Source organism: Parasalinivibrio latis (assembly GCF_036825535.1).
Lineage (GTDB): Bacteria > Pseudomonadota > Gammaproteobacteria > Enterobacterales > Vibrionaceae > Parasalinivibrio > Parasalinivibrio latis.
The window spans coordinates 709975-723040 of the sequence record NZ_CP098812.1 but is presented as its reverse complement, the minus strand read 5'-3'; the positions used below and the strand labels follow the sequence as shown (position 1 = coordinate 723040).

The 13066-nt window shown below is 53.0% G+C and carries 10 protein-coding genes; 7 read left to right on the top strand and 3 right to left on the bottom strand.

Annotation, left to right across the window (positions count from 1 at the left end; genetic code table 11):
- Positions 1-53: 53 nt before the first annotated feature.
- The 3 genes from NF212_RS03600 to yjjX all read left to right on the top strand — a co-directional run bounded on the left by NF212_RS03600 (position 54) and on the right by yjjX (position 3217).
- Positions 54-1556: an ArnT family glycosyltransferase gene (locus tag NF212_RS03600; protein ID WP_434358900.1), complete on the top strand. Its 1503-nt coding sequence runs from the start codon at positions 54-56 to the stop codon at positions 1554-1556.
- A gap of 2 nt (positions 1557-1558) precedes the next feature.
- Positions 1559-2629 carry a phosphatase PAP2 family protein gene (locus NF212_RS03595; protein WP_434358898.1) on the top strand — a complete coding sequence of 357 codons (1071 nt, stop codon included), beginning with the start codon at positions 1559-1561 and terminating at the stop codon, positions 2627-2629.
- 75 nt (positions 2630-2704) lie between these two features.
- The gene (gene yjjX, locus NF212_RS03590; RefSeq protein WP_434358896.1) at positions 2705-3217 is read left to right on the top strand and encodes an inosine/xanthosine triphosphatase; all 513 of its coding nucleotides are present in this window, start codon (positions 2705-2707) and stop codon (positions 3215-3217) included.
- Between the two features lie 82 nt (positions 3218-3299).
- Here the strand turns inward: yjjX and trpR are convergent, their stop codons facing one another.
- Entirely contained in the window at positions 3300-3593 is a 294-nt protein-coding gene (gene trpR, locus NF212_RS03585; protein ID WP_434358894.1) for a trp operon repressor, read from the bottom strand.
- A gap of 16 nt (positions 3594-3609) precedes the next feature.
- On the bottom strand, positions 3610-5622 hold the full coding sequence (gene sltY / locus NF212_RS03580; RefSeq protein WP_434358892.1) for a murein transglycosylase: 2013 nt from the start codon (positions 5620-5622) through the stop codon (positions 3610-3612).
- 201 nt (positions 5623-5823) lie between these two features.
- On the opposite strand from sltY, the gene ettA reads away from it, so the two are divergent.
- From ettA to NF212_RS03565, 3 genes are all read left to right on the top strand, one after another.
- Positions 5824-7491: an energy-dependent translational throttle protein EttA gene (ettA, locus tag NF212_RS03575; protein ID WP_434358890.1), complete on the top strand. Its 1668-nt coding sequence runs from the start codon at positions 5824-5826 to the stop codon at positions 7489-7491.
- A 186-nt stretch (positions 7492-7677) separates the two neighbouring features.
- On the top strand, positions 7678-8049 hold the full coding sequence (locus NF212_RS03570; protein WP_434358888.1) for a PilZ domain-containing protein: 372 nt from the start codon (positions 7678-7680) through the stop codon (positions 8047-8049).
- A gap of 51 nt (positions 8050-8100) precedes the next feature.
- A complete protein-coding gene (locus NF212_RS03565) occupies positions 8101-9093 on the top strand; it encodes a M23 family metallopeptidase (protein WP_434358886.1) in 993 nt (330 codons plus the stop codon).
- A gap of 46 nt (positions 9094-9139) precedes the next feature.
- Here NF212_RS03565 and radA read toward each other — a convergent pair whose 3' ends face one another.
- Positions 9140-10519 (bottom strand): DNA repair protein RadA, encoded by a 1380-nt coding sequence (gene radA / locus NF212_RS03560; RefSeq protein WP_434358884.1) that lies wholly within the window; start codon positions 10517-10519, stop codon positions 9140-9142.
- Between the two features lie 195 nt (positions 10520-10714).
- On the opposite strand from radA, the gene NF212_RS03555 reads away from it, so the two are divergent.
- On the top strand, positions 10715-13048 hold the full coding sequence (locus tag NF212_RS03555; protein ID WP_434358882.1) for a PilZ domain-containing protein: 2334 nt from the start codon (positions 10715-10717) through the stop codon (positions 13046-13048).
- Positions 13049-13066 lie beyond the last annotated feature (18 nt).

Below are 13066 nucleotides of genomic sequence, written 5' to 3'. Positions count from 1 at the left end.
GTATGAGTATTGACGCTTAAAAACAGCGCCTTATTGCAATCTATTGCAGGCAGATGGAAACACAACCGAAGATGTCAGAACCGAATATTGCCGCGTCCAGCGACTCACGTTTTACCTCATTCCCGTTTGTACTGCTGACCTTACTCTTTTCACTTACTGTGTACCGACTGTGGGTGATAGACGCATCCACGTTAGAGCTGCATGTAGACGAAGCGTATTACTGGTTGTGGGCCCAACAACCGGCCTGGGGGTATTACTCCAAACCGCCGGGCATTGCTTTCCTGATTGGGTTTTCCACCTTTTGGGGCGGAGACAGCCAGCTCGTAGTCAAAGGGGCGTCAGCCCTGATTTATGCCCTTTCAACCCTGGTTGTATTCCTGCTGGCTAAAAGACTTCACGGCCCCAACACGGCTTGCTGGGCTGCGGTGCTGTTTGCCACCCTCCCGGCAGTCAGCCTCTCTGCTTTGATCATTTCCACCGATGTATTGCTGATCCTTTTCTGGAGCCTGGCGCTGCTTTATTACCTGAAGGCACTGGAGTCCGACAACTGGTTTGACTGGGTAATGCTGGGGCTGGTTTGCGGATTCGGCCTGCTCAGTAAATACACCATGGTGCTTTTCTCCCTGTGTGTCCTTGTACACCTTGCTGTGACAGGACAGTGGCGTTACCTGATCTCCCCAAAATTCTGGTTTGCTGTTTCCATCGCGGTGCTGGTATTCGTACCCAATGTTATCTGGAATATCGACAACCACTTCCCCACGCTGACACATACGGTCGAGATCTCCGGTGCGGCTGAAAAGCCCGTCAGGGTGATGAAAGGGGTTAACTTTATTCTGGAGCAGGCAGCCTTGCTCGGGCCTGTTATATACATCGGCGTCCTGGCTTGGTTTTTCCGTCTTACCCGGCGTGACCAGTGGCCTTTCCACCTGGCCTTCACCCTGCCTTTCCTGTTTGTCATTGCCGCTTTTGCCATGTTCGGGAAAGCCAACGCGAACTGGGCTGCCCCCATCATCGTCTGCGCAACCATCGCCTGCACACACATGTGGCTCAGCAAAGGCCGGTACTGGATCTCGGTCGCACTTGGGCTCAATTTGCTCCTCGCCATCGGCCTCTACCATTTTGACAGCTGGGCACCCAAGGTCGGGGCCCAGTTCGATCTCAATTACAAGGATCCGTTCAAGCGGGTCCGCGGCTGGAATGAGTGGGCGCTCTCTGTTGAAGGGCAGCGCAGCAGTGTCCCCAGGGATATCTGCTACCTCTCATCCAGCCGCTCTGCACTTTCTCATCTTGGCTGGCAGCTCCGAAACAGCTACCCATGCCTGGTGAGCTGGCATCCCGGCCCGGGGATAAAGAGTCAGTTTGACCTTACGTCACCACTGACTGACGGGCAAAAAGGCGCATTTGTGTTGGTGGAGCGCTCCGGCCAGCACATTGCAGATCACTTTACCGATAGCAAGCTGCTTGGCGAGGCCGTGAGGCCATTCCCCAACTCAAAAGGGACAGCGGAAGGGGAAACCTGGCAGGTATGGCTGGTGGACGGTTTTAAGGGTTACTGAACATGAAAACAACTGCGTCAAGGACGACGCTGAAAGTGCTGTTGTGGCCAACAGTACTGGTATTGCTTGTCACTCCGGTTTTCTGGCTGACAGATTTGGATCTCTCTGCCGCCGGGTACTGGTACAACAACGGATGGCCGGCCGGGAAATCTCCCATTTGGCAGTTTTTCTATCATGCGATTCCAGTTCTCAGCCTGGTGCTCGCCGTGACGCCATTGCTGATACTTGCGCTGTCCTGCTTCTGGGAACGGGCAAAAAACTGGCGTAAACCGGCCGTGGCAGTGTTCCTTACCATGCTGATTGGCCCTGGGATTCTGGTTAACGCCATTTTTAAAGAAAACTGGGGGCGACCGCGTCCGGCTCAGGTGGATATATTCCAGGGGCAACGTGAGTACCTTCCCCCCCTTAAACCGGCTTTCGGTGAAAAAGGAAAGGCATTCCCGTGCGGGCACTGCTCCGTCAGCTTTTCCATGGCAGTCTTCCCGCTTATGACATCCCATCCTTACGTCGCTGCGGTTACGGCAGGCGGCACTCTTATATTCGGAGCCCTGACAGGGACTGCGCGTATGGCTGCCGGCGGACACTTCCTTTCCGACGTCATATGGTCAGCCTGGATGTCTTTTCTCGCCGCCTGGCTCAGCCTCCGAATTGTTAACTGGCAGGGCTGGAAGCGGTATGCATTCAAACCCTCCGCCCACAGGATAAAACTGGCGACAGGTGCTGTTGTCGTTGGGGCGCTGGTAGCGGGAGGCGCTTTGCTTGCCACACCGGTGGACAGTGAAATACGCCATCAGTGGCAAGCCGACGCCTTGCCGAAGACCATCTTTATTGAGGAAGGACTGGTAACGGTGACTTCTGCGCAAGATGGCACCTTAACGCTGGAAGGCAAGGTTTCAGGCTTCGGATGGCCCGGCAGTACCGTAAAGCTGACACAATCCGGCAGCAATGCCAGCCTGACTGAGAAAGGGCTGTTTACAGAACACCGGGCCCAGTACCAGGTGAGCATTCCACCGGCACAGGCATCCCAGATTGAGATCAGGGTGAAAAACGGACGGGTCACCCACCATAAGTGATCATTCCGCTCCGGTTATATCTTCCAGAGGCGTGTTATAGTTGCGGGAATTGTCATTACGATCAGGTACCCAACAATGGAAAAGGTGGTTATTGCCTCCCTCAACCCCGCAAAAATCAGGGCTGTAGAGGATGCCTTCAATGATGCACTGCCAGAGCGCCGGTTTGTGTTTGAGGGAATATCGGTTCCAAGCGGGGTCGCTGACCAGCCAATGAGCAGTGAGGAAACGTTGCTGGGTGCAAGAAACCGGGTAAGCAATGCGCGTGCTGCAGCCGATGCGGATTTTTATGTCGGGGTGGAAGCGGGTATTGACGGCGAGCTAACCTTTGCCTGGATGGTGATTGAAAATGGTAACCGAAAAAGCAAGTCCCGTTCGGCATCCCTTCCCCTGCCACCGGCTGCCCTCAAAGGCATTCATGAAGGCAAGGAACTGGGCGATGTTATGGATGCCATGTTCAACGAAACCAACGTCAAACAAAAAGGCGGCGCCATCGGTATGTTGACCGGACACCGCCTTACCCGTAGTTCGGTTTATCACCAGGCCCTTATTCTGGCACTGATTCCGTTTATGAACCCGGAGTTGTTTTAAGAGCGAGAAGCGAGAAGCGAGATGGTTTTATTTAATATCAGAGCGATATCAACCTTACTCGCAACTCGCCATTTGAAACGCTTTACTTGGACAACAATTTTCCAAGCCAGGCTTTTTCTCCGTCATCCAAACGCTTGAGTTCGTTAGAACCCCGGGTGATGGTTGCAACCCCCACCCCAAGCATCTGGCTGATTTGCCTTTGGCTCAGATCCCCCTTCAACAATTCATTGAAGATATTGACCCTCGCCACCATGGTGTCACGCTCATCAGGCGTCAGTAACATGGTTAACAGTTGAATCCGTTCTTCCAGTGTGCCTGCGGTATTCAGCAACTTAGCAACCTGTTGCCAGTCGGTATAATCCGGTTTGTCGGTCATGCTTGCCCCAACTCAATCAGTACTTAAACGTCGACTCATTCGGCGTCAGGAATACCTGCTCTTTGCCGAAAAGTCCCTGATAATACATGTCGTACATCAAGACGTTCTGAACGTAACCCCGGGTTTCATTAAACGGAATTGCTTCAACAAAAGCAAATGCGTCCAACTGGCCATCAGTACCGTTAAGCCACTTGGTAACCCGGTGCGGGCCTGCATTGTAAGCAGCAAAAGCCAGGATACGGTTATCACCGAACCTGTCCATCACCTCCCGAAGGTAAGCGCTGCCAATCCGGATATTGGTGCCGGGTTCAGTCAGGGTATTCCGCCCCTTGTAGTTGAAATCAATCTTACGTGCGGTGGCCTTGGCGGTGGACGGCATAACCTGCATCAGCCCACGGGCTCCTGCCGGGGAGATGGCAGAGGCGTAGAAACCACTCTCCTGACGGGACAAAGCCAGCAGGGTGGTCAGCGGCAGATCGCGTTTTTCACTGAAAAAGTTGTACCACCATTTATGGGCAACCGGCAGGCGAAGAGGCAGGTAATCCCACATTTTGCCTTTGATCGTTGCCTGTACGGTCAGGTGGTACCAGTGCTGCTTACGCGCAAAAGCCGCAAGCTGGGGGATCTGTTTCGCACCGGCCCGTGCAAGCACCGTGTTCCATTCACTTTTCGCTGCACTTTCCTTGTTGAGGGCTATAAGCTCCCCGATACGAGAGAATGCGCCGCTGAATTTATCCAGCCCCTGGGTATCCAGCGCAACGTCTTTTACAGCGTAGTGGATAGGTTTTCCCAGGTAAGTTGCCGCAGCCGCACTGTAATAATTCCGCTCTCCCAGCAATGACTCCATAATTTGGGCCGCTTCAGCACGCTTCCCTTGATTTGCCAGGATACGGGCTTCCCAATACTGCCAGCGGTTTGATGACCTCAACCCGGCAGGAAGCCGGTTGATCCACACTTCCACGCCGTTCCAGTCCCCTTCGCGCATGGCCTGGCGGATCCGGCGCTCCAGCAAAGATTCACTGGATGTTTTTGCCAGCACTTTATCCCGCCACTCACCCAGCTCCGGTTTGTCAGTAGCCATCAGGCGTGAAGCAACATACTCCGCCATTTTCTGGCGCTTGGCCGCCGTGTAGTGCTGGCCTTCCACGGTGCGCTGGTATTGCTCAATCGCTTTCTTGGCATCTTTTCTTGCCAACCGCTGGAAAGTCAGTTCTGTCAGCCTCTGGTTGTAAGGCGTTACCCGGCTCTTCTTGGAAAAGTCAGCCACCTTGTCCGGGTTAAGATACAGGTCAAGAATAAGGTCGCCGACCTTTCGCTCACCGCCATCCAACTGCTTGTTGAGGTATTTCATCAAGCGGTAGTTGTGGTGCTCATACGCCAGCAACATGCGATCCAGGTAAAGCGCCCCGGTCAATCCGCCATTGTCTTTCAGGAAGTTAAACAGCGGGTCACAGGCACTGCTTACCGACTCACCAGAGAGGAAAAGGGACTTTGCACCGCTCAAAGCAAGTTTCTTGTCACCCGCCTGGCTCTGGGCAAAGTAGTACTGGCACTGATACCAGTTCCCTCGTGGGATCTGGGTCTGGAACTTCAGCAGTTTTGCCCACTCGGCCTGATTAACCAATTGGCGAAAATACGCGGTTCTCGCTGACTGGGTAAACGGCATTTCCGGGTACTCTTTGATAAACGCTTCCACTTCTGCACGGCTGAGTGATGGAAGACTGCGGCGGAAATCACGGTAAGCCAGGTATGGGTATAGTGGATAATCTCTCAACGCCTGGGACAGGGTTTCAAATGTCTTGATATCACCTTTGTCGTCAGCTGCGGTTGCAGCCAGATATTGCTCGCGCTGGGTGTCGAGCTTTTTTCGGTCCTGTTGTGAAAGCGATCCGGATGGAAGCAAGGTTGGAGACGTTAATCCTGATTCTGAAACTGTGGTTGCCCAACCGGCAGGGCTGGCCACGGCTGCCCCCAGCAGTCCCATACGAATCCAACGTGCAACGGTCTGACCCAAAATAGTTTTTCTCACTGACGCAGATCCTTTTTGTTGGGTGTGTTCCCACCCATTTATTAAGGGGTTATGTCTGACAGGCTTCAAAATGCGTGTTCATGGAAGCCGGTCTGGATATATAAAGAGACAAATCGCAGACTCTTTTGTTCCTACACTGTTAAACTAGCTCAGTTAACGGGTAGAATACAGCTCTCTTTATGTAACGAATTTCAAGCAGAAATGGCCGAATACGTTTATACCATGTCGCGCGTTGGCAAAATCGTGCCACCAAAGCGCCAAATTCTGAAAGACATTTCCCTGTGCTTCTTCCCAGGTGCCAAAATCGGCGTTCTGGGTCTGAACGGTGCAGGTAAATCCACCCTTCTCCGCATCATGGCCGGTGTTGACACCGAGTTTGAAGGTGAAGCCCGCCCACAGCCAGGCCTGAAAGTAGGTTACCTGCCTCAGGAGCCGAAACTGGACGAAGAAAAGACCGTCCGCCAGACCGTGGAAGAAGCAGTTGCTGATGTGGTCAACGCCCTCCAGCGCCTGGATGCGGTCTATGCAGCTTACGCTGAACCGGATGCTGACTTCGATGCGCTGGCGAAAGAACAGGGTGAACTGGAAGCCCTGATCCAAACCAAAGACGGTCACAACCTCGACAGCATGCTTGAGCGTGCCGCCGATGCCCTGCGCCTGCCTGAGTGGGATGCGCAGATTAAGCACCTCTCTGGTGGTGAGCGCCGCCGTGTGGCTATCTGCCGCCTGCTTCTTGAAAAGCCAGACATGCTGCTGCTGGACGAACCAACCAACCACCTTGATGCTGAATCAGTGGGCTGGCTGGAACGCTTCCTGGTTGATTACTCCGGTACTGTGGTAGCCATCACGCACGACCGTTACTTCCTCGACAACGCTGCAGGCTGGATCCTGGAACTTGACCGTGGTGAAGGTATTCCATGGGAAGGTAACTATACCTCCTGGCTCGAGCAGAAGGATGCCCGTCTGCAACAGGAAGCTTCCCAGGAAAAAGCTCGCCAGAAGACCATCGAGAAAGAACTTGAGTGGGTACGCCAGAACCCTAAAGGCCGTCAGGCGAAATCAAAGGCCCGTATGGCCCGCTTTGAGGAACTCAACACCTCAGACTACCAGCGCCGTAACGAGACCAACGAACTCTTTATCCCACCGGGTCCACGCCTGGGTGACAAGGTTGTTGAGGTGAAGAACCTGACCAAGTCATTTGGTGACCGTGTACTGATTGATGATCTGTCTTTCAGTGTGCCTAAAGGTGCGATTGTCGGCATCATCGGTGCCAACGGTGCAGGTAAATCAACCCTGTTCAAGATGCTGAGCGGCAAAGAGCAGCCAGACTCAGGCAGCGTCGAGCTGGGTGATACCGTACAACTGGCTTCGGTTGACCAGTTCCGTGACAGCATGAATGACAGCAACACCGTTTACGGGGAAATCTCTGAAGGTGCGGACATCATCCGTATCAACAACTTTGAGATCCCTGCACGCGCCTACGTGTCTCGCTTTAACTTCAAAGGCAGCGACCACCAGAAGCGTATCGGTGAGCTGTCCGGTGGTGAGCGCAACCGTGTCCACCTGGCGAAACTGCTGAAATCAGGCGGCAACGTACTGCTCCTGGACGAACCAACCAACGACCTGGACGTAGAAACCCTGCGAGCCCTGGAAGAAGCCCTGCTGGAATTCCCTGGCTGTGCCATGGTTATCTCGCACGACCGTTGGTTCCTGGACCGTATCGCAACCCATATCCTTGACTACCGTGACGAGGGTAAGGTGAACTTCTTCGAAGGTAACTATACCGAGTACAGTGACTGGCTGAAGAAGACCCTGGGTGCTGAAGCAGCGCAACCACACCGTATCAAGTACAAGCGTATCTCCAAGTAAGGAATCGCTGTCTGATGATGAAACCGGGCTCTAGCCCGGTTTTTTTATGCTGCCGACAATATGAGTACCATTGCATTTCGCGCAAAGCGTGATCCCCTTCCCCCCTTCGCCCTTACCCTCTGATTTATAGTGGATAGGACAATCTGGGTCACCTACACTGGTATTAACAGTTAAGGGAGAGTAACCATGCCAGAGCGCCGCAAATTTTCACGGATCATCTACAAGACACCGGCAACTCTCACCCAGAGAGACGGTGCCTGGCAGTCGGAAATTCTCGACCTGTCCCTGAATGGGATTTTGATGTCCCGACCCGGCGACTGGCATGAAGTGGAAGAAAACGACTACTTCGTCTCTTTTACCCTGCTCGGATCCGACATTGAACTGAACATGGAAGTCGATCTTGTCTCAGAAACCGATCAATATCTTCACTTTCACATCAACCACATTGACATTGATAGTGCCAGTCATTTAAAACGACTGGTCGAACTTAACGTCGGCAACGACAATTTATTGCACCGCGAGCTTGCCCAACTGTCTGACCTGAACAATTCCGACTAGTTGTTTTACGGCACTTGGCACGGTGCCCGGTAAATACAGAGAATTAAAAACGTGCCACACCCGCAACAGCCCAAGGGAAATACCCCTGCACTCCATACCTCACCCCGGCCTAAACTGGCGCTCGGGCTTGGTATTATTGTTCTTGCCCTTTTCGCCGGCATGGGTACACAACTGTATCTTCAGGGTGAGAAAACAAAATCTGACCAGGTGCTTATCGACGATCTGCACAACACGATTTCCAGCCTGAACAATGCCAATAAATCGCTCAATGCATCAAACCACCTGTTAAACCTGGAAGCGGAAGTGAACCGGCAGTCCCTTCAGGAAAAAGATGCGCAGTTGGTCGATTTAACCAACCGCGTCGACGAAGTGGAGAGCTGGCTTGGCATGGCCCCGGCCGAAGACGAAAACCTCACCAGCCGTCTCAACACTGCAGCTATGACAGCCGCACTGCGCACAACCATGATGAGACTGGTCCCAAACGGGGAACCGATTGAATCCTTCCGCCGCTCTTCCGGTTATGGCGTCCGCAAGCATCCCGTTACCGGCACCAAGCGCTACCACACCGGGCTTGACCTGACCGCTGATATCGGAACCCCGGTTTATGCCCCGGCAGATGGCGTTATAGAGCTGGTGCGCCCCAGCAGGAAAAAAGGCTATGGGAACCTGATTAAGATGTCCCATGCATTTGGCTTTATGACCATGTACGCGCATTTGAATAAATTCAACGTCAAATCAGGTCAGTTCGTGAAAAAAGGCGACCTTATCGGGTGGTCTGGCAACACAGGACTGTCAACCGGCCCACACCTGCATTACGAAGTACGTTTCCTTGGCCGGGCAATGAACCCTAAAGCGTTTATGGCCTGGTCACCTGACAATTTCGATTCCCTGTTCGAGAAAGAGAAAAGCATTAACTGGACTGCGCTTGTGAACCTTATCGAACACTCCCTGATTCTCCAGCCTGCGTCGGCTGAAATGGCTCATGCGTCATTAGGGGCACAGAAGCTGACAAAAGAGGAAGGGAAGAAAACGGTTGAGAATTAACGGTTCTGGGTGAGACCCACCCAGAACCGGTTATTCCAGTGCCTGGTTAAAACTCTTCCAGCACATCCAGTGCTTCACTGAGTTTCTTCACCCCATACACCTTCATGCCTTCAATTTCCTTTTTCGGCATGTTGGCAGCCGGCACCACAGCACGTTTGAAGCCATGCTTGAATGCCTCCATCAGGCGTTCCTGCCCGCTTGGTACCGGGCGGATCTCTCCGGCAAGGCCTACTTCACCAAAGACCACCAGATCCCGTGGCAACGGACGGTCCCGGAAGCTGGAAATCAGTGCCAGCAGCAATGCCAGGTCAGCACTGGTTTCTGTCACCTTTACACCGCCCACAACATTCACGAACACATCCTGATCCGACATTTGCAGGCCACCGTGCTTGTGCAACACCGCAAGCAGCAGGGCAAGGCGGTTCTGCTCAAGGCCGACGGCAACCCTGCGTGGGTTGGCCAGCTGGGAATAGTCCACCAGCGCCTGGATCTCCACCAGCAACGGCCGCGTACCTTCCCATACCACAATCACTGAACTGCCTGACGTGTCTTCTTCTCCACGGGAGAGGAAAATAGCAGAAGGGTTGCTGACTTCGCGCATACCCTGCCCGGTCATGGCAAATACGCCGAGTTCATTCACTGCACCAAAACGGTTCTTATGGCTGCGCAGGGTGCGGAAACGGGAATCACTGGACCCATCAAGCAAGATGGAGCAGTCAATACAGTGTTCAAGTACCTTGGGGCCAGCAAGGGTGCCGTCTTTGGTCACATGGCCAACCATGAAAATGGCCACATTGTTCATTTTGGCAAACCGGGTCAGCGCTGCTGCTGATTCCCGCACCTGGGCAACACTGCCCGGTGCCGACTGGATATCCGCCACATGCATCACCTGGATGGAGTCAATAACCATCAGTTTGGGCTTTTCCTGGCTGGCGACCTGGCAGATAGCTTCCACGCTGGTTTCAGACAGCATCCTCAGCCGGTCTTTTGGCAAGCCAAGACGTGACGCACGCATTGCAACCTGCTGGAGGGACTCTTCACCTGTGATATAGAGTGCCGGCATCTGCTGGGCCAACTGGCACATCGTCTGGAGAAGGAGGGTGGACTTACCCGCACCCGGGTTGCCGCCAATAAGAATTGCAGCTCCAGGCACAACCCCGCCACCAAGTACCCGGTCGAGTTCCTTAAACCCACTTGAAAAGCGCGGGACCTCCTGAAGGTCGATAGCGTCAAGGGTTTGTACCTTGGCTTCAGTTGCCCCACCGGCATACCCGGCAAACTTTTCATTGCGGGCAACCTGAGGTGAAGCCGCCATACGCACTTCTGTAATGGTGTTCCAGGCTCCACAGGCACTGCACTGTCCCTGCCAGCGCGGGTAATCTGCCCCACAGTCATTACAAACATATGCACGCTTCACTTTTGCCATTCTTTGCCTCAAATGATTGGTTTGAATATCGTTGCAGAAATAAGTGTCACTATATTAGCGACCAATCATCCACCCAAGATCCCAAAAAGGGAGTCAAAGGCGGTGGATGAGCGATTGTTTATTCAATTTCTTCCTTAAGTTGCCGATAATTATCTGATGCATACCGTTCTCATTCAAACTTTTCGCGGGTAAGAAATGCAACCGGAAGACTATCGCTCACTGATTAATCATCTTTTACCACTATACGGAGACAAAGGTTTCGAGCAGATTCTCGCTGAACTGACTGCCAACGATCCACCATCGGTAAAGTTGTTAATCAAAATGGAAATGAACCGGCTGATGACCCCGGTAAACAAGCCTGTCGATCTTCGCGGTAAAGTAAACGGCGAGTGTCGCCAGTATGAGCTGGGAGGTATGACATACTGGCTCGACGATGTTGCGCTCAACCTCTACCACCGAAGAATCAGCGAATACGGTGGAAAGCTGACTGTCGGTCTGGTTGAGGAACTGCACAACACCCCAAACAGCTACCGGGTACTGCAGAAAAATGGGGGAAGTGGCAAAGAGGGAGGCGACAACGCCGAACGATCCCTGATTGCCTCAGAAATCCGTTTTGGTTTTCGCCTGGCCCGTGGCGAGACAAGGATCCAGCATTCATCAGAAATTGAGGTCACCTTGCCGGATGGCAGTACAGCCCACGGTTCAACCGTTGATTTATCCGGCTCCGGGGCCCGTATAAAGATCCCTTCAGCCTTTGAATACAACCTCGGTTCTACCCTGATTATCCGTTTTACTGAACTGGACAAAGAAGTCAGCGGTGATCTGTCACTGGATGGCCTTGAATATAAAATCATTGGTATCGATCCCCCTGAAACCGGGGACATGAGTTACGTGCTCATGCGCCTTTTGCTGCTCACCGATACCGATGTGATCTCTCTGCTCATAAACCGGATGTGGCACCTCAAGCAAGGGAAGACCGACAACGAGCACAAGTATTCATCCTGTGTCACCCAAAGCCTGGAGAACGGTTTTATCGACAGTACTGAAATACTGCCGGTGTTCTTTTCCGACAATACACCCTCTTGGTGCCTGTTAACGGAACATAACCGGGCGTTGTGGCACTACTGGCATGACGAACTGAACCTGTCGATGATGCACCACCTGTTTTCCAAAGAGCGGCTCTTGAGCTGGCTCAAAACCGGCTCGACCAATGTCCTGGTTTATTGCTTCACCCACAGCCATAAAGGGCGGACCTATTTTTACTCTGCCTGCCATAATGAACTGGATATGGATGAACGCCGCCTGTTCTGGCATTTGGGTGCCAACCGGGAAAGCTGGCGGGTACTTCGTATCACACTCTCCCGCATTGAAGAAGCCGACCTGGAAAGGTTGCGCGATGTTGCACCAGGGAAATATGAGGAAATCGACCGTATCTGCCACCTGGCCCTCATCCACGACATCACAAACGAGGATGCCAAAAAAGATTACCTCAAGGTGGCAAGGCCAAAGCTTTCGGCAAACATCCTCAATCACTTTGTACATCCCCGTTCAACGGACGGTCAAATCAAGGCCCATGCGTCGAATTTGCAACCCCGTCGCCAGGAGCCTCGTTACAAATTCAAGACCAGGCTCGAACTGAAACACCAGGAACATCCTGAGCTGGCTGCCACCACCGTGGACTTCTCAACGCTTGGCCTGAATATCCGCCTTGACGAGAAATGCTCCCTGGTTCGCGGCGATGAAGTCACCATTACCTACTCGGATCTGGTTAAAAGGGATCCCAAATCTCCGCTCAAGAATATCCCATACACGGTGATAAGGGTGGGTGTAGACCGCCAGGAAGTTCAGCTTCTGATGCAGAGCAATACCCAAACCGAGTTACGCCAGCAATACCTGCAACGGCTTATCAAGTACAACGAAGCCAAGCTGGAGGAAGACCAGGAAGAGGTACTGGAACCGTCCTTTATCCGTGCCATGCATTACCTGATGCTGACGCGGCTTTCTGTCACCCCTTACTTTATGGCCCGGCACCATAACCAGATAAGCGTTCCTTACTGCGGGATTAACGTACCCCTGTCAGCGATCAACCGCCTGTTGGAGCAGGCGACAGGCAGCCAGGATATCTCCATGGCACCACTGTATGCCGGTAAACTTAATGCCCGCATCGGTTCCCTGTTCCGCAAAATCGCACCAGTTTCCAGTGTCAGCCATGAGTACTATGTCCACGCTCTGTTTAAAAATGACAAGCTCAAAAAACTGCGCTGCGTGACTCCCCAGGATTTCGAAACCGACCTGGAGCGGGTTGCCTTTATCACCCACTCCCGCCAGTCAGGGAAGTTCTTTGCCCTTCGAAACCGGGTACAGCGCATTGATGACGGTACCCGGTACATTGAAAACAAACTCTTCGGCGAATTACTGCAATTTGCCACCCACAGGGCCAAGCAGCTTGAAAGCCAGTTTGCAGATCTTGCAGCGTACGCTGAATTCAGTGATGTGACCGATGAACTGTTGCTGAGGATGGAGCTGTAGAGGACCGATAAAACCCAA

What these genes read in the sequence shown, in the direction of transcription:
- NF212_RS03600 (WP_434358900.1), top strand. Translation starts at nt 54, where the DNA reads ATGGAAACACAACCGAAGATGTCAGAACCGAATATTGCCGCGTCCAGC.
- NF212_RS03595 (WP_434358898.1), top strand. Translation starts at nt 1,559, where the DNA reads ATGAAAACAACTGCGTCAAGGACGACGCTGAAAGTGCTGTTGTGGCCA.
- yjjX (WP_434358896.1), top strand. Translation starts at nt 2,705, where the DNA reads ATGGAAAAGGTGGTTATTGCCTCCCTCAACCCCGCAAAAATCAGGGCT.
- trpR (WP_434358894.1), bottom strand. Translation starts at nt 3,593, where the DNA reads ATGACCGACAAACCGGATTATACCGACTGGCAACAGGTTGCTAAGTTG.
- ettA (WP_434358890.1), top strand. Translation starts at nt 5,824, where the DNA reads ATGGCCGAATACGTTTATACCATGTCGCGCGTTGGCAAAATCGTGCCA.
- NF212_RS03570 (WP_434358888.1), top strand. Translation starts at nt 7,678, where the DNA reads ATGCCAGAGCGCCGCAAATTTTCACGGATCATCTACAAGACACCGGCA.
- radA (WP_434358884.1), bottom strand. Translation starts at nt 10,519, where the DNA reads ATGGCAAAAGTGAAGCGTGCATATGTTTGTAATGACTGTGGGGCAGAT.
- NF212_RS03555 (WP_434358882.1), top strand. Translation starts at nt 10,715, where the DNA reads ATGCAACCGGAAGACTATCGCTCACTGATTAATCATCTTTTACCACTA.